Genomic DNA, 22,424 nt, shown 5'->3' with positions numbered 1-22,424 from the left:
CGCACAAAATTCAGTAACAGGGGAAGTTACCCATGACGATTACCCGCCGCGACGTTCTGCTCGGAGCCACTGCCACCGCCGCGCTGATGCCGCTAGCCGCGCGCGCGCAGACCTCGGAGGTCGTGATCGGTGTCATCTATCCGTTCTCCGGCGCCAGCGCCCAGCAGGGCGTCGACGCGCAGAAGGCTTACGAGACGGCGCTCGAAGTCATCAACAAGGACATGGATTTCGACCTGCCGCTCGCCAAGGGCGAGGGCCTGCCGGGTCTCGGCGGCGCAAAAGTCCGCCTGGTCTTTGCCGACCACCAGTCCGATCCGCAGAAGGGCCGCGCTGAAGCCGAGCGCCTGATCACGCAGGAGAAGGTCTCGGCTGTCATCGGCACCTACCAGAGCGCGGTCGCCGTCACCGTCAGCCAGATCTGCGAGCGTTACCAGATCCCGTTCGTCTCCGCCGACAACTCCTCGCCGAGCCTGCATCGCCGCGGCCTCAAATATTACTTCCGCGCCGCGCCGCATGACGAGATGTACTCGGCCGCCATGTTCGACTTCTTCGACGCCCTGAAGAAGAAGGGCACCAAGATCGACACGCTGTCGCTGTTCCACGAAGACACCATCTTCGGCACCGACTCGGGCAATGCCCAGGCCAAGATCGCCGGCGAACGCGGCTACAAGATCCTCGCCGACATCAAGTATCGCGCCAACTCGCCGTCACTGTCGGCTGAAGTGCAGCAGCTCAAGACTGCGAATGCCGACGTGCTGATGCCCTCGAGCTACACCACCGACGGCATCCTGCTGGTCAAGACCATGGCCGAGCTCGGCTACAAGCCGAACGCGATCGTGGCGCAGGACGCCGGCTTCTCCGAGAAGGCGCTCTATGACGCCGTCGGCGACAAGCTCGAAGGCGTGATCTCGCGCGGCACCTTCTCGCTCGATCTCGCGCAGAAGCGGCCGATGGTCGGCAAGGTCAACGACATGTTCAAGGCGAAGTCGGGCAAGGATCTCAACGACCTCACCTCGCGCCAGTTCATGGGCCTGATCGTGTTGGCGGACGCCATCAGCCGCGCCAAGTCGGCCGATGGCGAGAAGATCCGCGACGCGCTCGCCGCCACCGACATCCCGGGCGAGCAGACCATCATGCCCTGGAAGCGCATCAAGTTCGACGAGACGGGCCAGAACAACGACGCCGACCCGGTGCTGCTGCAATATGTCGGCGGCAAGTTCGTCACCATCTTCCCGCCGCAGGCCGCGATCGCCGAAGCGATCTGGCCGATGAAGTAAGGTGCGAACAGCGGGAGCAGAGACGGTAGCTCCCGCCCTCATCCCGAGGAGCGGGCGCAGCCCGCATCTTCAGGGGCGAGGGCGGGCCCATCCTTCGAGACGCGCGCTGGGGCGCGCTCCTCAGGATGGGGGCGGATTTCGGGGGACGAACTTTTGACAGCCCAAGCCATTATCCAAAGTCTCGCGAGCGGTCTCCTGATGGGCCTGCTCTACGGACTGATCGCCGTCGGCCTCGCGCTGATCTTCGGCCTGATGGACGTCGTGAACTTCGCCCATGGCGAGTTCCTGATGATCGCGATGTATGTGAGCTTCTTCCTGTTCGCGTTCTTCGCCATCGACCCCTTGCTGTCGGCGCCGCTGGTCGCAGCCGCGCTGTTCGTGCTCGGAGCAGTCGTCTACCTCTTGGTTGTCCGCTTCGCGATGCGCGCCAAAGCCAACGCCGGCATGGTGCAGATATTCTCGACCTTTGGTCTGGCCATCGTGATGCGCGGGCTGGCGCAGTTCTTCTTCACGCCGGATTACCGCAGCATTCCGCAGTCGTGGCTCGGCGGCAAAACCATTTCTATCGCGGGCATCTTCCTGCCGGAGCCGCAGCTTGTCGGCGCGCTGGTCTCGATCCTGGCCTTCGGCGGGCTCTATTTGTTCATCCACCGCACCGATTTCGGCCGCGCGCTGGAGGCGACCCGTGAAGATCCCGGCGCGGTGGCGCTGGTCGGCATCGACAAGAACCGCGTGTTCGCACTCGGCTGGGGCCTAGGCGCCGCGCTTGTCGGTCTTGCCGGCGCGATCATGGCGAGCTTCTTCTACATCTATCCCGATGTCGGCGCGTCCTTTGCGCTGATCGCCTATGTCACGGTGGCGCTCGGCGGCTTCGGCAGCGTGTTCGGCGCATTTGCCGGCGGCATCATGGTCGGTCTGGTCGAAGCCGGCACCGCGCTGGTGCTGCCGCCGTCGCTGAAATCGGTCGGCATCTATGCCGTCTACCTCCTCGTCGTCTTCATCCGGCCGCGCGGCCTGTTCGGGCAGATGTGATGGACAAGCAATTCGCTGCGCGGCGCCGCCGCGACCTCCTCATCGCCGCGGTCCTGGTCGCACTGGCCGCATCCGCGCCGCTGTTCGTCAAGGACGTCTACGTCCAGAACATCCTGATCCTGACCCTGATGTATGCGGCGCTATCGCAGAGCTGGAACATCCTGTCCGGCTATTGCGGGCAGATCTCGCTCGGGCATGCGCTGTATTTCGGCATCGGCGCCTATGCCACCGAGCTCCTGTTCACGAATTACGGCGTGCTGCCCTGGTTCGGCATGCTCGCGGGCGGACTGTTTGCCGCGGTCATCGCCATGGTTCTCGGCTATCCCTTCTTCCGCCTGCGCGGCCATTACTTCGTGATCGCGACCATCGTCATCGCCGAGATCGGGCTTCTGCTGTTCCAGAACTGGGAGTGGGCGGGGGCTGCGATGGGAATCACCATTCAGGTGCGCGGCGACAGCTGGATGAAATTCCAGTTCATGCGCAGCAAGCTGCCGTACTTCTATTTCGCGCTGGCGCTGTGCAGCCTTGCCTGGTTCGTCACCTGGTGGCTCGAAGACTCCAAATGGGGTTATTGGTGGCGCGCGGTGAAGGACAATCCGGAAGCGGCCGAGAGCCTCGGCGTCGTCGTGTTCAACTCCAAGATGGGTGCGGCTGCCGTCTCCGCCTTCCTTGTCGCCGTCGGCGGCGGCTTCTATGCGCAGTTTCTCGCCTATATCGACCCCGAGAGCGTGATGGGATTCCAGTTCTCGCTGCTGATGGCGCTGCCGGCCGTGCTCGGTGGCATCGGCACTCTCTGGGGGCCGGTGTTAGGGGCTGCCATCCTGATCCCGATGACGGAGCTGACGCGCTCCTATATCGGCGGCTCCGGCCGCGGCGTTGACCTCATCGTGTACGGCGGGCTGATCGTGGCGATCTCGCTGGCCCTGCCGCAGGGGCTTGTGAGCCTGTTCTCGCGTGCGAAGACCAAGAACCAGGTCAAGGGAGCCACACGATGACCGCGCTCCTGGAAACCCGCGGCGTCTGGCAGCGTTTTGGCGGCCTCGTCGCCAACTCTGACATCTCGATCTCGGTCGGCCGCGGCGAGATCGTCGGCCTGATTGGCCCCAACGGCGCCGGCAAGTCGACGCTGTTCAATCTCATCGCAGGCGTCTTGCCGCCGACGCAAGGCACGATCTGGTTCGACGGTGTGGATGTCACGGCAATGCCGGCGGCCGAGCGCTGCCAGCGCGGCGTCGGTCGCACTTTCCAGGTCGTCAAGAGTTTTGAAACGATGACGGTGATCGACAACGTCATCGTTGGCGCGCTGGTGCGCAACACGGTGATGCGCGAAGCCCGTCGCAAAGCCCATGAGGTGCTGGAGTTCACCGGCCTTGCCGCCCGCGCCGACGTGCTCGCGAGCGACCTCGTGCCGGCCGAGAAGCGCCGCCTCGAAGTCGCGCGTGCGCTTGCGACCGAACCGAAACTGCTTTTGCTCGACGAAGTCCTCACCGGCCTGACGCCGACCGAGGCACAGACCGGTGTCGCCTTGGTGCGCAAGGTGCGAGATGCCGGCATCACCGTGTTGATGGTCGAGCATGTCATGGAGATCGTGATGCCACTGGTCGACCGTGCCATCGTGTTCGACCTCGGCAAGGTGCTGGTCGAGGGCAAGCCCAACGACGTCGTCCGCGATCCCAAGGTGATCAGCGCATATCTGGGAGATCGTCATGCTGTCGGTGCATGAAATCACGACTGCCTATCAGGGGCTGGTCGCGATCTCCGCGATCAGCATCGAGGTCAGCAAGGGCGAGATCGTCTGTGTCGCCGGCGCCAACGGCGCGGGCAAGTCGACGCTGCTCAAATCGATTGCCGGCGCCGAGCGTCCGCGTTCGGGCACCGTGACGTTCGACGGCAAGCGCCTCGACGGCATGGCGCAGCACCACATCACCGCCACCGGCATCGCCTACGTGCCGGAGAACCGCCGCCTGTTTCCGCGCCTGTCGGTGCGCGACAATCTGCGCCTCGGCAGCTACCTGTACCGCAGCGAAGCGAACCGCGAAGAGCCGCTCGATCTCGTCTTCACCCTGTTCCCGCGCCTCTCCGAGCGCCTCGAGCAGCGCGCCGAGACGCTCTCCGGCGGCGAGCAGCAGATGCTCGCGATCGGCCGCGCCCTGATGACGCGCCCGCGTCTGCTGATGCTGGATGAGCCTTCGCAGGGCATTATGCCAAAGCTGGTGGATGAAATCTTCCAGGCGGTATTGCGCATCCGCGACGCCGGCATGACCGTGCTGATCGTCGAGCAGCGCATGGCCGAGTGCCTCGAAATAGCCGACCGCGCCTACATCCTGCAAACCGGCCGCGTGCTGATGCAGGGCCCGGCGGCCGAGATCCGGGGCAATCCGGACGTGCGCAAGGCGTATCTGGGGCTGTAGCCCCAACCGTCATTGCGAGCGCAGCGAAGCAATCCAGAATCCCTCCGCGGAAAGACTGGATTGCTTCGCTGCGCTCGCAATGACGAGTTTGTTGATGCGCCCCCGCACCATCACGTCGTCGGAATTCGAAGCCTCAATGCTCGTGCCCATGCTCCGGCAACATCACCCCGAACACCTTCACCAGATCCGCCACCTGCTCCGGCGACAGGTATCGCGGGTTCATTCCCCGCAGCAGCAGATACAGCTTCGCCGTCTCCTCCAGCTCCTCCGTCGCGAACACGGCGGCTTCCAGCGTCTCGCCGGCGACCACCGGGCCGTGATTGGCGAGCAGCACGGATGAATATTTCCCCGCCAGCCCCTTGATCGCATCCGCGACCGCCGGATCGCCGGGGCGGTAATAGGGCACGAGCGCGGCGGCGCCGCATTTCATGAGATAATAAGCCGTCATCGGCGGCAGCGCGGCGTGCGGGTCGATCTCGGGCAGCATCGAGAGCGCGACCGAATGGGTGGAATGCAGATGCACGATCGCGCGTGCGCTCCCGCGCGTGTCGTAGAGCGCGGTGTGCAGCGGAACTTCCTTGGTAGGCGCATCGCCCGAGATCAGCCGGCCCTGGTCGTCCAGCCGCGACAGCCGCGCCGGATCGAGGAAGCCGAGCGAGGCATTGGTCGGCGTCACCAGCCAGCCTCCGTCAGCTAGCTTGACGCTGATATTGCCGGAGGAGCCCGGCGTCAGCCCGCGCTCGAACAGGGAACGTCCGAAGCGGCAGATATCCTCACGCAGCAATGTTTCGTTGCTCATGGCCGTCATGCCCGCTTGTCTCACGCTTTGGCAGCGCGGCCAAGCCGTGTTATTCGAGGTCACGAGCCGCCGCAAAGGCCGGCCGTCCGGGAAACGTTTGCAAGGGTCAGTCGCATGTCCGCCTCCACGTCACAAAATCAGCGCATCGCCATCATCGGACTCGGCTCGATGGGCTTTGGCATGGCGACCTCGCTGAAGCGTGCCGGCCATGCAGTCACCGGCTGCGACGTCTCGGCTGACGCGGTGGCGCGCTTCGTCAAGGACGGCGGCGCGGGCGCCAAGACACCGGCCGAGGCGGCCAAGGACGCGGACGTCGTCGTCAGTGTTGTCGTCAATGCCGCGCAGACCGAGACGATCCTGTTCGGCAAGGACGGCGCCGCCGAGACCATGCCAAAGGACAGCGTGTTCGTCTCCTCAGCCACGATGGATCCAGATGTTGCGCGACGTCTGGCAAAACAGTTGGAAGCGACCGGCCGGCATTACCTGGACGCACCGATTTCTGGCGGCGCGCAGCGCGCTGCGCAAGGCGAACTGACGATCCTAGCTTCCGGAAGCCCCGCAGCTTTCGCAAAAGCGCGCCCGGCACTCGATGCCATGGCCGCAAAACTCTACGAGCTCGGCGACGCCGCAGGGCAGGGCGCCGCATTCAAGATGATTAACCAGCTGCTTGCCGGCGTGCACATCGCCGCCGCCTCGGAGGCGATCGCGTTCGCGGCCAAGCAGGGCCTCGACATCCGCAAGGTCTATGAGGTGATCACGGCCTCCGCCGGCAATTCCTGGATGTTCGAAAATCGCATGCCGCACGTGCTCGACGGCGACTACACGCCGCGCAGCGCGGTCGAGATTTTTGTGAAGGATCTCGGCATCATCCAGGACATGGCGCGCAGCGCCAGATTCCCGGTGCCGGTTTCTGCCGCAGCGCTCCAGATGTTCTTGATGACATCAGCTGCCGGCATGGGTCGCGACGACGATGCGTCGGTGGCGCGGATGTATGCGCAGGTCACCGGCGTCAAACTTCCCGGCGACAAGTAGAAATAAGAGGATACCAATGCCCCGTTTCGCCGCCAACCTCTCGATGATGTTCACCGAGGTGCCGTTCCTCGACCGCTTCGATGCCGCCGCCCAGGCCGGTTTCACCGCTGTCGAATTTCTCTTCCCTTATGAGCATCCGGCCGAGGCCGTCGGCGAGCGGCTCAAGCGCAACGGCTTGACGCAGGCGCTGTTCAACCTCCCGCCGGGTGACTGGAATGCGGGCGAGAAGGGCTTTGCCGCGCTCCCCTCGCGCTTTGCCGATCTGAAGGCGAGCCTGGAGACGGCGCTGCCTTACGCCAAGGCGACCGGCGTCAAGCGCCTGCATCTGATGGCGGGCATTGCCAACCGCGGCGAGCGCGTCGCGATCGAGGCCTTCTACAAGTCGGTCGCGTGGGCCGCGGAGTTCTTCGCGCCGCACGGCATCGATATCGTGCTGGAGCCGATCAATGCCCGCAACGTGCCCGGCTATTTCCTCAACGATTTCGGCTTCGCGCGCGACCTGATCCAGGAGCTGAGGCTTCCCAACCTGAAGCTCCAGTTCGACATCTATCACTGCCAGATCATCCATGGCGACGTCACCATGCGGCTGCGTGAGATGATGCCGATCATCGGCCATATCCAGATCGCCAGCATTCCTTCGCGCAACGAGCCCGACGGCGAGGAGCTGAACTATCCGTTCCTGTTCGCCGAGCTCGACCGGCTCGGCTATCCCGGCTTCGTCGGCTGCGAATACAATCCGCGCGGCAAGACCACCGAGGGGCTTGGCTGGTTCAAGCCCTATGCGGGAGTGAAGCCGTGACACGCGCAGCGAAAATTTCTCTTGGCTGCATTGCCGACGACTATACCGGCGCCTCCGATCTCGCCAACACGCTGACGCGCGCGGGCCTGCGCACGGTGCAGACCATCGGTGTGCCCGCGGACGATCTTGCGCTGCCCGAGGTCGACGCCGTCGTGGTGTCGCTGAAGAGCCGCTCGATCGAGGCGGGGCTCGCCGTCTCGCGCTCGCGGGCGGCGGAGACATGGCTGCGCGGCCGCGGCGCGGGCCATGTGCTGTTCAAGATCTGCTCGACCTTCGATTCCACCGATGCCGGCAATATCGGCCCGGTGATGGACGCGCTGCGCGCCGATTGCGGCGAGGCGATCGTGCTGGTGACGCCGGCCTTCCCGGAGACCGGCCGCACCGTCTACCAGGGCAATCTGTTCGTCGGCGCCGTGCCGCTGAACGAGAGCCCGCTGAAGGATCATCCGCTCAACCCGATGCGCGATTCCAACCTGGTGCGCGTGCTGGCGCGCCAGAGCAAGACGCAAATCGGTCTGGTCGACCTCGCGACCGTGACGCGCGGGGCGGAGGCCGTACGGGCTCGCCTTGCTGGATTATCAGGCAAAGGCATCGGCGCTGCGATCATCGACGCCGTGTTCGACCGCGACCTCGAGGTCATCGGCCTTGTTGCCGCGGAACATCGGCTGTCGGTCGGCGCCTCCGGTATCGGCCTTGGGCTGGCCCGCGCGTTGGTGTCGACGGGCAAGGTCAAATCGGCTGCAGCTAGCAGTGAGCAGGGCGATGCCGTCGGCGGACAGGTCGCGTGCCTCGCCGGAAGCTGCTCGCAGGCCACCTTGCAGCAGATCGCCAACGCTGAACGCGTCATGCCGGTGCTTCATCTCGACCCTGACCGTATTCTTACGGAGGCGAATGAAGCGCAGCGTGCGCTGGACTGGGCAAGGCCTCGATTGGCTGAAGGTCCGGTGCTAATCGCATCAAGCGCGACGCCAGATCAGGTCGCCGCGCTCCAGGCGCGTCACGGCCGCGACGCGGCGGGGCACGCCATCGAGCAGACGATGGCCGACATCGCCGAAAGTCTAGTGAAATCAGGCGTGCGGCGATTGATTGTCGCCGGCGGCGAGACCTCTGGCGCGGTCGTTGACCGGCTGCAGATTCCCGGATTTCTTGTGGGAGCAGAGATCGCAGCTGGTGTTCCCGTGCTGCGCGCAGTGGGTGGTGCGGCAGGGGACATGTTGCTTGCGCTGAAGTCCGGCAACTTCGGTGGACCGGAGTTTTTCGCCGATGCGATTAGGCTCATGCGCTGAGCGCAGAGCATTTTTAGTCCCTCATTCACTTCTTTAGCGTTCCGTACTCGTACGGAGTCGTAGTTAACAACTGCTCAGTCGCTTTGTTGTTGGATATCGGCGCCGCTCCTTTTGGTTTGACCACGATTTAGGAAGCGCGACCGCGCCAACACAAAGAGACCCGAATATGTTCGCCACCATCTCCATCCGAGCCAAGATCATCAGTGTCGTGGCGTTCCTGCTGGTTGCGATGACTGGCATGGGCCTGCTCGCCGTCATGAAGATGCGGACGATCAACGCCAACACGGTCGACATCACCACGAACTGGATGCCCAGCGTGCGAGTGATCGGCGACCTTCGGGCCGGCGTCATCACCTACCGCAACGTGATCCGGGAGCACATGCTGTCCGAGACGCTCGAGGAGAAACTTGCGGCCGAAAAGACGCTCGCCAGCGTAGTTGAGTCCAACACCAAGATACGCCAGACTTACGAGCCGATGATCACCTCCCCGGAGGAGCGGGCGATTTACAGGGAGTGGTCCAAGGTCTGGGACGATTACAAGCAGGGGACCCAGCAGGTAATGGCTCTGTCGCGTCAGGAGGCCGGCAAGGTGCCGCATGAGGCGCACGAGCTGAACACCAAGACTGTCAACAAGATTGGTATCCAGGCCGACGAGATCCTGAAGAAGGACATTGATCTCAACACCAAGGGCGGCGATCAGGCTTCCGCGGACGCTTCCGACACCTACTATTATGCCTTCGTGCTCGTCGCGATCATCCTCGGTGCCGCCGTCATTGCCGGCATCGGCATCAGCTTCTACTTGGTCCAGGACGTCTCCAGCGGCATCAATTCGATCATCCAGCCGATGCAGGCACTGGGCAAGGGCGACCTGAGCGCAGAAGTCCCGCATCGCGGCGAGAAGACCGAAATCGGCTCGATGGCCGACGTGCTCCAGGTCTTCAAGGAGGCGCTGATCGCCAAGAAGGCCGCCGACGAGGCTGCCGCGGCCGACGCCGAAGCCAAGATCGAGCGCGGCCGCCGCGTCGACGGCATCACCCGCGATTTCGAAACGATGATCGGCGAGATCGTTCAGACCGTGTCGTCGGCCTCGACCCAGCTCGAAGCTTCCGCCTCGACGCTGACCTCGACCGCCGACCGCTCGCAGCGGCTGGCGACCACGGTTGCCGCGGCATCGGAAGAAGCCTCCACCAACGTCCAGTCGGTGGCCTCCGCCACCGAAGAGATGGCCTCTTCGGTCGGCGAGATCAGCCGCCAGGTCCAGGAATCGGCGCGGATGGCGGGCGATGCCGTCGGCCAGGCGCGCGCCACCACCGAGCGCGTCAGCGAGCTCTCCAAGGCGGCCTCCCGCATCGGCGATGTCGTCGAGCTGATCAACACCATCGCCGGCCAGACCAACCTTCTGGCGCTGAATGCCACCATCGAGGCGGCGCGCGCCGGTGAAGCCGGCCGCGGTTTTGCGGTGGTCGCTTCCGAAGTGAAGGCGCTTGCCGAGCAGACCGCCAAGGCGACCGGCGAGATCGGCCAGCAGATCTCCGGCATCCAGGCGGCAACCAACGACTCGGTCGGCGCGATCAAGGAGATCTCCTCGACCATCGAGCGCCTGTCGGAAATCTCCTCGGCCATCGCGGCCGCGGTGGAAGAGCAGGGTGCAGCGACTCAGGAAATCGCCCGTAACGTGCAGCAGGCGGCGCAGGGCACCCAGCAGGTGTCCTCCAACATCACCGACGTGCAGCGCGGCGCGACCGAGACCGGCACGGCCTCTTCTCAGGTGCTGTCGGCGGCGCAGATGCTGTCAAACGACAGCACGCGGCTCAAGACCGAGGTCAGCAAGTTCCTGACCAACGTCCGCGCGGCGTAAGCCGCCGGGACACGATGGCAGTTCTGAAGGCGGCGCCTCCGGGCGCCGCTTTTTTACGTGTCTGAGGGCTGCTTCCGTCATCTTTCGGACGCGGCTGCATATCTGGAATGCGATTTCGCCATGCGATAGCAGGGAAGTGACCGCGCGTGACACGCTGTCGTTGGCCATTTTGGCGGTGTTCGGGTAAATCAGCGGAGGAACCCGCGGGGGCGTGTTCCTCGTCCCCCTATTTGGAATTGCCTGACGAATGATTGCTCTGGTCCGTATTGCCCTGAGCCGGCCCTACACGTTTGTCGTGCTCGCGCTCCTGCTCCTGATCATCGGGCCGCTGGCGGCGCTGCGCACGCCGACCGACATCTTCCCGGACATCCGCATCCCCGTGATCGGCGTGGTCTGGCAGTATACCGGCCTGCCGCCGGACCAGATGTCCGGCCGCATCACCACGCCGTTCCAGCGCGCGCTGACGACCACCGTCAACGACATCGAGCACATCACGGCCAACTCCTATAACGGCTTTGGCATCATCAAGATCTTCTTCCAGCCCAATGTCGACATCCGCACCGCCAACGCCCAGGTCACCGCGATCTCGCAGACGCTGTTGAAGCAGATGCCGCCGGGCGCAACGCCGCCTTTGATCCTGAACTACTCCGCCTCGACCGTGCCGATCATCCAGGTGGCGCTGTCGGGCGATGGCCTGACCGAGCAGAACCTCGCCGACATCGGCATCAACAACCTGCGTACCCCGCTGGTCACCGTGCCCGGCGCGGCGATCCCCTATCCATTCGGCGGCAAGCAGCGCCAGGTCCAGATCGACCTCGACCCGACCGCGCTCCAGGCCCGCGGCCTGTCCGGCCAGGACGTCGCCAATGCGCTTGCAGCCCAGAACCTGATCACGCCCGTCGGCACCCAGAAGATCGGCATCTTCGAGTACAACATCCAGCTCAACAACTCGCCGCTCAAGATCGACGAGCTCGGCAACCTGCCGATCAAGACCGTCAACGGCGCCATGGTCTATGTGCGCGATGTCGCGACCGTGCGTGACGGCAATCCGCCGCAGACCAACATCGTTCATGTCGACGGCAACCGCTCGGTGCTGATGATGGTGCTGAAGGCGGGCGCGACCTCGACGCTCGACATCATCGCCGGCATCAAGCAGAAGGTGATCGACGTCAAGAACCAGTTGCCGGACGCGCTGAAGATCGGCTTCATCGGCGACCAGTCGGTGTTCGTCCGCGGCGCGATTCAAGGGGTCGCCTTCGAGGGCGTAATCGCCGCGCTGCTCACCAGCGTCATGATCCTGCTGTTCCTCGGGAGCTGGCGCTCGACGGTCATCATCGCGGTGTCGATCCCGCTGTCCGTGCTCGGCGCCATCATCATGCTCTCGGCGATCGGCGAGACGCTGAACATCATGACGCTCGGCGGCCTTGCACTTGCCGTCGGCATCCTCGTCGACGACGCCACCGTGACCATTGAGAACATCAACTACCACCTCGAGCAGGGCAAGCCGGTCGAGCAGTCAATCCTCGACGGCGCCAACCAGATCGTGACGCCGGCTTTCGTCTCGCTGCTTTGCATCTGCATCGTGTTCGTGCCGATGTTTTTCCTCACCGGCGTCGCGCGCTTCCTGTTCGTGCCGATGGCCGAAGCCGTGATGTTCGCGATGATGTGGTCATTCCTCCTGTCGCGCACGCTGGTGCCGACCATGGCCAATTATCTGTTGCAGCCACATGTGCATCATGAGGGCGCGCCGCCGAAATCGCGTAATCCCCTGGTCTGGTTCCAGCGCGGCTTCGAGGCCCGGTTCGAGCGCATTCGCGGCGGCTACCATAATTTCCTCGGACTGGCGCTGGCGCACCGCTCCGTGTTCGTGATCGGCTTCCTCTGCGTGGTCGGCGCGTCCTTTGCGCTGGTGCCGTTCCTCGGCCGCAACTTCTTCCCCGCGGTCGATGCCGGCAACATCCTGATGCATGTCCGCACCCAGGTCGGCACCCGCGTCGAGGAGACCGCCAACCAGCTCGCCGACGTGCAGAAGGCGATCCGCAAGCTGATCCCCGGCGAGATCGAGACGCTGACCGATAACATCGGCATGCCGATTTCCGGCATCAACATGACCTACAACAACACCGGCGTGATCGGTCCGCAGGACGGCGACATCCAGGTCAAGCTGAAGGAAGGCCACAAGCCGACCGAGGAGCATGTGCGGGTGCTGCGCGAGCAGTTGCCGCGGCTGTTCCCCGGCGTCAGCTTCGCCTTCCTGCCCGCCGACATCGTCAGCCAGATTTTGAACTTCGGCGCGCCGGCCCCTATCGACCTCCAGGTGCGTGGCGCCAACGCCGAGGCCAATTTTGCCTACGCCAACAAGCTGCTCGCCAAGGTCCGCCGAATCCCGGGTATCGCTGACGCGCGCATTCAGCAATCGCCGAGCAATCCGACCTTCAACATCGATGTCGACCGCACCCGTGCGCAATATGTCGGCCTGACCGAGCGCGATGTCACCAACAGCCTCGTGGTCAACCTTGCCGGCTCCTCGCAAGTCGCGCCGACCTACTATCTCAATCCCGACAACGGCGTGTCCTACTCGATCGTGATGCAGACGCCGCAATACCAGATCGACTCACTCAGCGCGCTGCAGACGCTGCCGATCACGGCGACCGGAAACTCGCAGTCGCCGATCCTCGGCGGCATCGCCGACATCAAGCGCTCGACGTCGAGCGCGGTAGTGTCGCAATACGACATCCAGACGCTGGTGCAGATTTTTGCGACGACCTCGGGCCGCGATCTCGGCGCGGTCGCCACCGACATCCGCCAGGTGATTGCCGACACCGCCAAGGAGGTGCCGAAGGGTTCTTCCGTGGTGCTGCTCGGTCAGGTGCAGACGATGAACAGTGCCTTCACCGGCCTGCTGTTCGGCCTGCTGGGCGCCGTCGTGCTGATCTATCTGCTGATCGTCGTGAACTTCCAGTCCTGGTCCGACCCGTTCGTGATCATCACCGCGCTGCCGGCAGCCCTCGCCGGCATCGTCTGGATGCTGTTCACCACGCAGACCACGCTGTCGGTGCCGGCGCTCACCGGCGCCATCATGTGCATGGGCGTCGCGACGGCAAACAGCGTGCTCGTGATCTCTTTTGCCCGCGAGCGCTACGAAGAGCTCGGAGATCCCATCGCCGCCGCGCTCGAGGCTGGCTTCGTCCGGTTCCGCCCGGTGCTGATGACCGCGCTCGCCATGATCATCGGCATGGCGCCGATGGCCCTGGGGCTCGGCGAGGGCGGTGAGCAGAACGCGCCGCTTGGCCGCGCCGTGATCGGCGGCCTGATCTTTGCAACTTTCGCCACGCTGATGTTTGTTCCCGTGGTGTTCAGTATGGTACACAAGAAACAAGGCGCCAAAGCCGCCGCCTCATCGGAGACTCCGCATGTCGCCCACTGAACCCCGCTCCCCGGTGTCGCGCCGGAAACTGGGCATTTTCGGCGTGGTGGCGCTGATTGCGGCAGGCCTCGTGGTCGGTACCGGCATCCGTGCCCGCGAAGAGCAGGGCTCCAAGCTGAAGGAATGGACCGACGACCAGGCCATTCCGAGCGTCGCGGTGACGTTACCCAACGCGAAATCGCTGAGCGGCACCCTCGACCTGCCGGGTCGGCTCGAGGCCTATTATCGCGCGCCGATTTTCGCTCGGGTCTCCGGCTATCTCAAGAGCTGGAGCGTCGACATGGGCGCCCGCGTCAAGGCCGGGCAGGTGATCGCCGAGATCGAAGCGCCCGATCTCGATCAGCAACTGCTTCAGGCCCGCGCCGATCTCGCCAGCCAGCAGGCCAGCGCCAGGCTTTCGGAGGCAACGTTGAACCGGCGCAAGACTCTGGTCGCCTCCAACTTCGTCTCCGCCCAGGAAATCGACGAGCGCACCGCCGACCTCTCCAACAAGAACGCCGCCGTCCATTCCGGGCAGGCCAATGTCGAGCGTCTGGAGGCGCTGGCCGGCTACAAGAAGATCACCGTGCCATTCGACGGCGTGGTCACGGCGCGCGACACCGACGTCGGCGCGCTGATCAATGCGGGCGGCGGGTCCGGCCCGGCGATGTTTGTGGTCTCCGACATCACCAAGCTGCGCGTCTATGTCAACGTGCCCCAGAACTACGTGCCGGCGATCAAGATCGGCGCAAAGGCCACGATGGTGATGCCGGAATACCCGAACCGAACGTTCCAGGCGACCGTGGAGGCGTCCTCGCAGGCCGTCGATGTCGCCTCGGGCACCACCCGCATGCAGCTCAGGCTCGACAATTCCAACGGCGAGTTGATGCCCGGCGGCTACGCCAGCGTGAAGCTCAACTTGCAGCGCGATACCGCGCCGCTGAGCATTCCCGCCAGCGCTTTGATCTTCAACGGCAGCGGGCTGCGCGTTGCGACCGTAGGCGCCGACGACAAGGTGCAGTTCAAGACCGTCACGATTGCCCGCGATCTCGGCAAGGAGATCGAACTCGCCTCAGGCATTACGCAGGACGACCGCGTCATCACCGCCCCGCCGGACGGTCTGTCCGACGGTGACCAAGTGCGTGTGGTCGGCGCTGGCCCCAAGGGCAAGCCGGCGACGGCGTCGGAGAAGCAGGCGCCGAAGGGCTAGCTCGTCTTCACCTCTCCCCGCAAGCGGGGCGAGGGAGACTAGCCGACCCGCCACTCCGGCATGCCATCGGCGGCCATCGCGATCTCGCCGAGTGAGCCGACCGGGGTGTGATCCATGTTCAAGAGATGCGCCAGCGTCGCGCCATCGCTCGCCGGAATCCGCGCCAGCGTCCGCCGATCATCGGCCGTGCGCAGCATGACGACGCCGTGCTCGACCTCGCCGCCACGGCCGTAGAGCACCGTAAAGCTCTCGACCTTGCCTCTGCCGGTGGGCTCCGCGACAAACTCCGGCACCGCGCGTTTGTTGCGCTCAGCCTCCCCCTGCACGCTCGTCTCCTGCGCCAGCGCCACACGCGGCGGCGTCTTTGAGACCACCAGCCCATGATGCTTGGTGACGAAACCGCCCTGGCCGTAGAGCAGGCCGAGCTTGGCGCCGTCGCGTACACGCCGCACCATCGCGCAGGCCGCATGGGTCATGTAGGTGTTGAGCGGCGCGCCGAAGAAGGTGAGGCCACCGGTCACGGTCGGCTGCACGTCGGCGCCGAGGCCCAGCGTCCGCCGCGCCATCTTGGGCACGCAGGGGAAGCAGCTATAGAGTTCGATTGCGTCGAATTGTTTGCCGTCCCCGTCGGCGAGGTCCATCACGGCTTTCAAGACCGCGTTTTGCGGATGGCTCTCATAAAACTGGTCGCGCAAGAGATAGTCGCGCGGTTCTTCCGCCGAAGCGCCGCCGAGCGGATAGACGAGCTTGTCTTCGGCGATCCCGGCCGCGCGCGCCTTCGCAAGGCTGGTGAGCAAGAGGGCGCCGCCCATGTTGACGCTTGGGTTGGCAACCATGAGCTTGTTGTAGGGCCAGGCGATCAAGCGATTGTCCGCGGTCGGCGTCGTGATCTCGTCCGGTGCATAGCGCCGCCTTAGCCAGGCATTGGGATTTTGCGCGGCGGTCTCGGAGTAGCGCGACCACAGCGTGCCGGACTCCGCCATGGCTTCGCGCGGCGTCTGGCCCCAATGCGCCGATGAAGCCGCTTCATAGAAGGGATAGACAGTCACGGGACGGAACACGCCGAGCTTCACCGCAAGCGGCTTCTGGAATGCCGCGCCGCGCTTCGGCTCCTCGACGTCATGCGCGAACGGCGTCCATGGCAGCTTTGCGCCGGCACGCTCCGCCTTGGTCGCGGTCGACTGCGCCTCGGCGCCGCAGACCGCGGCAACATTGCATTCGCCGCGCGCGATGCGCTTTGCGGCCTCGTGGATGTAGCGGATCGGGCTCTCGCCGCCGACCGGGCCGTAATAGCAATGCGCAGGCGTAATCCCGAGCCGCTGCGCCAGCAGCTTTTCCGGGTCACGATAGCGCCAGCTCAGGAAGTTGACGACGTCGAGTGACTGCACCTCACCGAGTAATTTTGCGCCGGCATCCGCCTCGGCGCGCTGCAGCGCCTGTTCGAGCAGATCGAGCGGCTCGAGGCCCTCGGCGATGTCCTTGGGGCGGTCGACGATCTCGCCGATGCCGACGATGACGGGGATGCGGTCTTCTGGGATATTGGTCTTGGCCATTTCTTCTTGCTTCACGTGTTAGATCTTGGGCACGCCGTCGTCCTTCGAGGGCCGCTGAAGAAGCGGCCACCTCAGGATAACGGCTACGGGTACAGCGTCATCCTGAGGTGCGAGCCGAGCGGCGCGTCGCGCCGCTTGGCGAGCCTCAAAGGATGGGCCGCGCACACCATCACTCCGCCACCAGCGAATTCATATGTTCGACAGCTTCCGCAAACTCTTCCTTGAATTCCTGCACCACGGCACCGGCCGATTTCACGCTGTCAATGAGGCCGACGCCCTGGCCGACGAAATAGCTGACGAGATCGCGTGCCTTGGCGTTGCCGCTCGCCGCCGCGCGGTCGATCGAGTTGAAGGCGTCGCGGCTGATGATGCTCTGCAGCGGCATCGGCAGTGCGCCCGGGCTTTCCGGTGCGCGGTCCCAGGCATCGGTCCAGACCGAGCGCAGCTGCCGCGCCGGCTTTCCGGTGCGGCCCTTCGAGCGGATCGCGTCGCGCGAGGACGCCGCGATCATCTTCTCGCGAAAGATCTCCGTGGTCTCTGCTTCCACCGTCGCCAGCCACACCGAGCCTGTCCACGCACCGGCCGCGCCCATCGCCATGCAGGCTGCCATCTGCCGTCCCGTCATGATGCCGCCGGCCGCGAGTACCGGCACGTCGCGGATTGGCTTGATCGCCTTGATCACCTCCGGCACCAGCACCATGGTCGAGACCTCGCCGCAATGGCCGCCGGCCTCGGTGCCCTGCACGACGAGAATATCGACGCCGGCCGCGACTTGTCGCAGCGCATGCTCCTTGGCGCCGACCAGGGCTGCGACGGGCACGCCGTGCTTTTGGCCCATCTCGATCATCGCCTTCGGCGGCACGCCGAGCGCATTCGCGATCAGCCGGATCGGATGATTGAAGGAAACCTCGAGCAGCTCCAGTGCCGTCTTCGCGTCGAAAGGCTGCGGTTGGTTGTCGGCAACGCTCGTCGTGGTCAGTTCGATGTCGTACTTTTTCAGGAGACCACGCGTATACTCGCGGTGAGCTTGCGGCACGCGCGCCTCAAGGCTCTTCCATGTGACGTCCTTCTCGCCGGCGGTCGAGATATTTTCGGGGATGAGCACGTCGATGCCGTAGGGCTTGCCGTCGACGTGCTCGTCGATCCATGTCAGCTCGCGCTCGAGCGTATCGGGCGTGTGTACGGTGGCGCCGAGCACGCCAAAGCCGCCGGCACGGCTGACGGCGGCGACGACATCGCGGCAATGGCTGAAGGCGAGCAGCGGGAACTCGATGCCCAGCATGTCGCAGATCGGCGATTTCATGGCTCTCTCCCGGCGGCCCTTTGCGACGACGCTAGCCCATCGTCTTTCGCGATGCCATGCCGGATTCCCGCGCGCATCTTGCGTGCAGGCGTTACGCCGTGCGATGCGCCATTCCGTCGCGCAAAATAATGCGGCGCAGGGGCCGCCGTTAAGCCTCTTGCGCTTTCTACGACGTGAGAGAATGCTGGCGCATAACAACTTAAAACAACGAGGGAGCGCCAACCGATGTCGTCAAGGCAAGCGGGTCCGGTTCAGGCCACCGAGGTTTACGACGTGGTCGTTGTCGGCGCGGGCTTTGCCGGCATGTACATGCTGCATCGCCTGCGCGGGCTCGGTTTTTCGGCACGTGTCTACGAGCAGGGCGACGGCGTCGGCGGCACCTGGTACTGGAACCGCTATCCCGGCGCGCGCTGCGACGTCGAGAGCATGCAGTATTCCTACTCGTTCTCGGAGGACCTCCAGCAGGAATGGGACTGGAGCGAGCGCTACGCGCCGCAGCCGGAGATCCTGAAATACGCCAATCACGTCGCTGACCGGTTTGATCTGAACCGCGACATCCAGTTCAACACCCGCGTCGAGCGTGCTGCATTCGACGAAGGTGAAAATCGTTGGTCGGTGACGACCTCCGACGGCATGACGGTTCAAGCTCAGTTCATCGTGCTTGCCACCGGCTGCCTGTCGAATGCCCGCAAGCCCGATATCAAGGGCCTCGAAAGCTTCAAGGGTCCCGTCTACCACACCGGCAACTGGCCGCATGAAGCGGTTGACTTCACCGGCTTGCGCGTCGGTCTCATCGGGACCGGATCATCCGCTATCCAGTCGGCCCCCATCATTGCCGAGCAGGCAAAGCATCTCACGGTGTTTCAGCGCACTGCGAATTTTTCGATTCCCGCCCGCAACGGCGCGCTAACCGATGAGGAACGCAACGCGTTCCGGAAAAGCTATCCGGAAATCCGCCGCTTCGCCCGTGAAGTCGCGCGCAACGGCATCTTTGCCGAGCACCCGATCGCGGCGCGCTCGACGACAACGAGGATACTAGGCGCGCAAAATACAAAGCGCGGTGGGATCGCGGCGGGCTCACCTTCATGTACGTCTATAACAATCTTGGTCTGGACCTGGCCGCGAATGACACCGCCGCCGACTACGTGCGCGGCAGGATCACCGAGATCGTGGAAGATCCCGCGACTGCCAAGCTGCTTCAACCCAACAGCCATCCGATCGGCACCAAGCGCATCTGCATTGACACGGATTATTTTGCGACGTTCAACCGGTCGAATGTCTCGCTGGTCGACATCAAGACCAACCCGATCGAGGAGATCACTGCAAACGCCGTGCGCGTCGCGGGCAAGGATCACGAGGTCGATGCGCTGGTGATGGCGACGGGCTTCGACGCCATGACCGGATCGGTCGCCAGGATCGACATTCGCGGCCGTGGCGGGCTGACGCTGAACCAGAAATGGGCAGAAGGCCCGAAGACCTATCTCGGCCTGATGAGCGCGGGTTTTCCAAACCTCTTCATCATCACGGGGCCGGGCAGTCCATCGGTGCTGTCGAACATGATCGTTTCGATCGAGCAGCATGTCGACTGGATCGCCGATGGCCTCGTCCACATGCGCAGGCAGGGCCTCGCCACGATGGAGGCGGGCAGCGATGCCGAGGACAAATGGGTCGCCCATGTCAACGAGGTCGCCCGCGGTACGCTCTATCCGCAGGCCAATTCCTGGTACATGGGCGCCAACATCCCGGGCAAGCCGCGCATCTTCATGCCCTATATCGGCGGGGTCGGCGTCTACCGGCGAATCTGCGACGAGGTCGCAGCGAAAGGGTACGAGGGGTTTGTGACTGAAGCAGAGGCGCGGTCGCGCAGGGCGGTGACGGGATAGGCCGGACGCATGACGCCAGCCTGAGGCCCGCGTCCGACGCAGACCCGGCAGGCCTTGTCATCTGCCGTCCGTGGGCTAATTAATGCACGCGCATCTTTTCGCCGGAGCCCCTCGCATGACCGACACCACCTTCGAGCCGCCCAAGGTCTGGACCTGGAACAAGGAGAACGGCGGGCAGTTCGCCAACATCAACCGTCCGATCGCCGGCCCCACCCACGACAAGGAGCTGCCGGTCGGCAAGCATCCCTTCCAGCTCTATTCGCTGGCGACGCCGAACGGGGTGAAGGTCACGGTGATGTTCGAGGAATTGCTGGCCGCCGGCCATAGCGGCGCGGAATATGACGCCTGGCTGATCAAGATTGACGGCAACCAGTTCGGCAGCGGCTTTGTCGGGGTCAATCCGAACTCGAAGATTCCGGCGCTATTGGACCGCAGCGGGCCGGCGCCGATCCGGGTGTTCGAGTCCGGCGCGATCCTGGTGCACCTCGCGGAAAAGTTCGGCGCCTTCCTGCCGACCAGCGGCCAGGCGCGGGCGGAAACTCTGTCCTGGCTGTTCTGGCAGATGGGCAGCGCGCCGTTCCTCGGCGGCGGCTTTGGTCATTTCTATGCTTATGCGCCGACCAAGATCGAATACGCGATCAACCGCTATGCCATGGAAGTGAAGCGCCAGCTCGACGTGCTCGACCGTCGTCTCGCCGACAACGAGTATCTCGGCGGCGCCGACTATACGATCGCCGACATGGCGACGTGGCCCTGGTATGGTGCGCTTGCCAAGGGGCTGGTCTATGGCGCTGGTGAATTCTTGTCCGTGCAGGACTACAAGAATGTCCAACGCTGGACCGATGAGATCGCCAAGCGCCCCGCGGTCAAGCGCGGCCGAATGGTCAACCGCGTCTCCGGCGATCCCGCCAGCCAGCTTCACGAGCGGCACGACGCGTCCGACTTCGAAACGAAGACGCAGGACAAGATCGCGCCCGCGACTTAGGTGCTTAGGGCGGATTAGCCCGCGGCTGCGCGAAGCGCAGTCCGCTGGCGTGATCCGCCGCTCAAGCAAAGAGGCGGGTTACGCTGACGCTAACCCGCCCTACCGCATCTGACGGATTACGCCATGCTCAGCTCGTGGCGCCCCACCACCATCCAGTGCACCTCGTCCGGACCATCCGCGAAGCGCAGATGGCGGACGTCCTGATACATTTCGGCGAGCGGCGTCCAGTGCGAGATGCCGGTGGCGCCGTGCATCTGGATCGACTGGTCGATGATCTTGCAGGCGCGTTCCGGCACCATGGCCTTGACCATGGAGACCCAGACGCGGGCCTCCTTGTTGCCGAGCACGTCCATGGCCTTGGCGGCCTTCAGCACCATCAGCCGCATCGCCTCGATCTCGCAGCGCGCCTGCGCGATGATCTGCATGTTGCCGCCGAGATGCGCGATCTTCTTGCCGAAGGCTTCGCGGGTGAGGCCACGCTGCACCATCAGGTCGAGCGCCTTCTCGGCCTTGCCGATGGTGCGCATGCAATGATGGATGCGGCCGGGCCCAAGGCGGAGCTGCGAGATCTCGAAGCCGCGGCCTTCGCCGAGCAGCATGTTCTCCTTCGGCACGCGCACATTGTTGAAACGCATGTGCATGTGGCCGCGCGGAGCGTGGTCCTGGCCAAACACGTACATCGGGCCGAGCACCTCGACGCCGGGCGTGTCGCGCGGCACCAGGATCTGCGACTGCTGCTTGCTCGGCGCCGCGTCCGGGCTGGTCTTCACCATGACGATGAGGATCTTGCAGCGGGGATCGCCGACGCCGGAGATGTAATACTTCTCGCCGTTGATTACCCATTCGTCGCCGACGAGCTTTGCGCTCGTCGAGATATTCTTGGCGTCGGAGGAGGCAACATTCGGCTCGGTCATGACATAGGCCGATCGGATCTCGCCGTTCATCAGCGGCTTTAGCCACTTCTCCTTCTGCTCCTTGGTGCCGACGCGCTCCAGCACCTCCATGTTGCCGGTGTCCGGCGCCGAGCAGTTCATACTCTCCGAAGCCAGCGGGCTCTTGCCGAGCTCGGAGGCGATATAGGCGTAGTCGAGGTTCTTCAGGCCATGGCCGGTCTCGTCATCGGGCAGGAAGAAGTTCCAGAGGCCTTCCTTCTTGGCCTTGTTCTTGGCCACCTCCAGCACCTCGAGCTGCTTCGGCGTGAAGCTCCAGCGGTCTTCCTTGCCCTCGCCTGCCTTGGCGAACTCGATCGACATCGGCTCGACCGTGTCACGAATGAACTTCCTGACGTGATCGTAGAGCGGCCGGACCTGGTCCGACATGCGCAGGTCATTGAGCTCGTCGCCGGGATTGAGCGTGTAGTTGGTGGTGCGGGGTATGTAGGCGTGTTTCATTGTTGTTCCTCCCGTTTCGTGTCGCGCGTTGCCGTCGAGAATAGACGTGGCAGCGCCAAAGCGCGAGCGCGCATTTTTCAGACGCCCATGCCATATCGTGGAATATCGCGGTGGCGTTTCAAACACTGTTTGAGTTGGATCGGTATCGTGAAGGCGATGATCGGTCTACCCGTCTTCCAGCTAACCCCGCATCAGGCGT

The 22,424-nt window shown here is 64.3% G+C and carries 16 protein-coding genes and 1 pseudogene; 13 read left to right on the top strand and 4 right to left on the bottom strand.

What is annotated here, in order from left to right; translation table 11 throughout:
* Positions 1 to 32 precede the first annotated feature (32 nt).
* The 5 genes from ACPPVR_RS30425 (at position 33) to ACPPVR_RS30405 (ending at position 4,720) form a co-directional block, all read left to right on the top strand.
* The gene (locus tag ACPPVR_RS30425) at positions 33 to 1,277 is read left to right on the top strand and encodes an ABC transporter substrate-binding protein (RefSeq protein ID WP_426610237.1); all 1,245 of its coding nucleotides are present in this window, start codon (positions 33 to 35) and stop codon (positions 1,275 to 1,277) included.
* Between the two features lie 198 nt (positions 1,278 to 1,475).
* Entirely contained in the window at positions 1,476 to 2,309 is an 834-nt protein-coding gene (locus tag ACPPVR_RS30420; RefSeq protein WP_426616214.1) for a branched-chain amino acid ABC transporter permease, read from the top strand.
* Entirely contained in the window at positions 2,309 to 3,304 is a 996-nt protein-coding gene (locus tag ACPPVR_RS30415) for a branched-chain amino acid ABC transporter permease (protein WP_426610236.1), read from the top strand. The genes ACPPVR_RS30420 and ACPPVR_RS30415 overlap by 1 nt, the downstream gene beginning before the upstream one ends.
* Positions 3,301 to 4,032: an ABC transporter ATP-binding protein gene (locus ACPPVR_RS30410; RefSeq protein ID WP_426610235.1), complete on the top strand. Its 732-nt coding sequence runs from the start codon at positions 3,301 to 3,303 to the stop codon at positions 4,030 to 4,032. Before ACPPVR_RS30415 ends, ACPPVR_RS30410 begins: the two co-directional genes overlap by 4 nt.
* Entirely contained in the window at positions 4,016 to 4,720 is a 705-nt protein-coding gene (locus ACPPVR_RS30405) for an ABC transporter ATP-binding protein (RefSeq protein WP_426610234.1), read from the top strand. Before ACPPVR_RS30410 ends, ACPPVR_RS30405 begins: the two co-directional genes overlap by 17 nt.
* Positions 4,721 to 4,853: 133 nt before the next feature.
* Here ACPPVR_RS30405 and ACPPVR_RS30400 read toward each other — a convergent pair whose 3' ends face one another.
* Positions 4,854 to 5,528, bottom strand: coding sequence for an aldolase (locus tag ACPPVR_RS30400; RefSeq protein WP_426610233.1), 675 nt, complete (start codon positions 5,526 to 5,528; stop codon positions 4,854 to 4,856).
* 105 nt (positions 5,529 to 5,633) lie between these two features.
* Here ACPPVR_RS30400 and ltnD point away from each other — a divergent pair, with 105 nt between their 5' ends.
* The 6 genes from ltnD to ACPPVR_RS30370 all read left to right on the top strand — a co-directional run bounded on the left by ltnD (position 5,634) and on the right by ACPPVR_RS30370 (position 15,110).
* Entirely contained in the window at positions 5,634 to 6,551 is a 918-nt protein-coding gene (ltnD, locus tag ACPPVR_RS30395) for an L-threonate dehydrogenase (protein ID WP_426610232.1), read from the top strand.
* Positions 6,552 to 6,567: 16 nt separating this feature from the next.
* Positions 6,568 to 7,350 (top strand): 2-oxo-tetronate isomerase, encoded by a 783-nt coding sequence (gene otnI / locus ACPPVR_RS30390; protein WP_426610231.1) that lies wholly within the window; start codon positions 6,568 to 6,570, stop codon positions 7,348 to 7,350.
* The gene (gene otnK, locus ACPPVR_RS30385; protein ID WP_426610230.1) at positions 7,347 to 8,636 is read left to right on the top strand and encodes a 3-oxo-tetronate kinase; all 1,290 of its coding nucleotides are present in this window, start codon (positions 7,347 to 7,349) and stop codon (positions 8,634 to 8,636) included. Before otnI ends, otnK begins: the two co-directional genes overlap by 4 nt.
* A gap of 166 nt (positions 8,637 to 8,802) precedes the next feature.
* Entirely contained in the window at positions 8,803 to 10,494 is a 1,692-nt protein-coding gene (locus ACPPVR_RS30380; protein ID WP_426610229.1) for a methyl-accepting chemotaxis protein, read from the top strand.
* 247 nt (positions 10,495 to 10,741) lie between these two features.
* Positions 10,742 to 13,921, top strand: coding sequence for an efflux RND transporter permease subunit (locus ACPPVR_RS30375; protein ID WP_426610228.1), 3,180 nt, complete (start codon positions 10,742 to 10,744; stop codon positions 13,919 to 13,921).
* Complete coding sequence (locus tag ACPPVR_RS30370; RefSeq protein ID WP_426610227.1) at positions 13,908 to 15,110, top strand: efflux RND transporter periplasmic adaptor subunit; 1,203 nt, start codon at positions 13,908 to 13,910, stop codon at positions 15,108 to 15,110. Before ACPPVR_RS30375 ends, ACPPVR_RS30370 begins: the two co-directional genes overlap by 14 nt.
* A 38-nt stretch (positions 15,111 to 15,148) precedes the next feature.
* Here the strand turns inward: ACPPVR_RS30370 and ACPPVR_RS30365 are convergent, their stop codons facing one another.
* Positions 15,149 to 16,663 (bottom strand): acetyl-CoA acetyltransferase, encoded by a 1,515-nt coding sequence (locus tag ACPPVR_RS30365; RefSeq protein ID WP_426616213.1) that lies wholly within the window; start codon positions 16,661 to 16,663, stop codon positions 15,149 to 15,151.
* A gap of 169 nt (positions 16,664 to 16,832) precedes the next feature.
* Entirely contained in the window at positions 16,833 to 17,966 is a 1,134-nt protein-coding gene (locus ACPPVR_RS30360; RefSeq protein ID WP_426610226.1) for a nitronate monooxygenase, read from the bottom strand.
* A 225-nt stretch (positions 17,967 to 18,191) separates the two neighbouring features.
* On the opposite strand from ACPPVR_RS30360, the pseudogene ACPPVR_RS30355 reads away from it, so the two are divergent.
* A pseudogene (locus tag ACPPVR_RS30355) lies at positions 18,192 to 19,849 on the top strand (flavin-containing monooxygenase).
* 115 nt (positions 19,850 to 19,964) lie between these two features.
* Complete coding sequence (yghU, locus tag ACPPVR_RS30350) at positions 19,965 to 20,834, top strand: glutathione-dependent disulfide-bond oxidoreductase (protein WP_426610225.1); 870 nt, start codon at positions 19,965 to 19,967, stop codon at positions 20,832 to 20,834.
* Between the two features lie 116 nt (positions 20,835 to 20,950).
* Here the strand turns inward: yghU and ACPPVR_RS30345 are convergent, their stop codons facing one another.
* A complete protein-coding gene (locus ACPPVR_RS30345; RefSeq protein ID WP_426610224.1) occupies positions 20,951 to 22,225 on the bottom strand; it encodes an acyl-CoA dehydrogenase family protein in 1,275 nt (424 codons plus the stop codon).
* Positions 22,226 to 22,424: the final 199 nt, after the last annotated feature.

Source organism: Bradyrhizobium sp. McL0616, from assembly GCF_049993385.1.
Lineage (GTDB): Bacteria > Pseudomonadota > Alphaproteobacteria > Rhizobiales > Xanthobacteraceae > Bradyrhizobium.
Note: the sequence above shows the minus strand (reverse complement) of the source record. Positions and strands in the feature narration are given on the sequence as shown.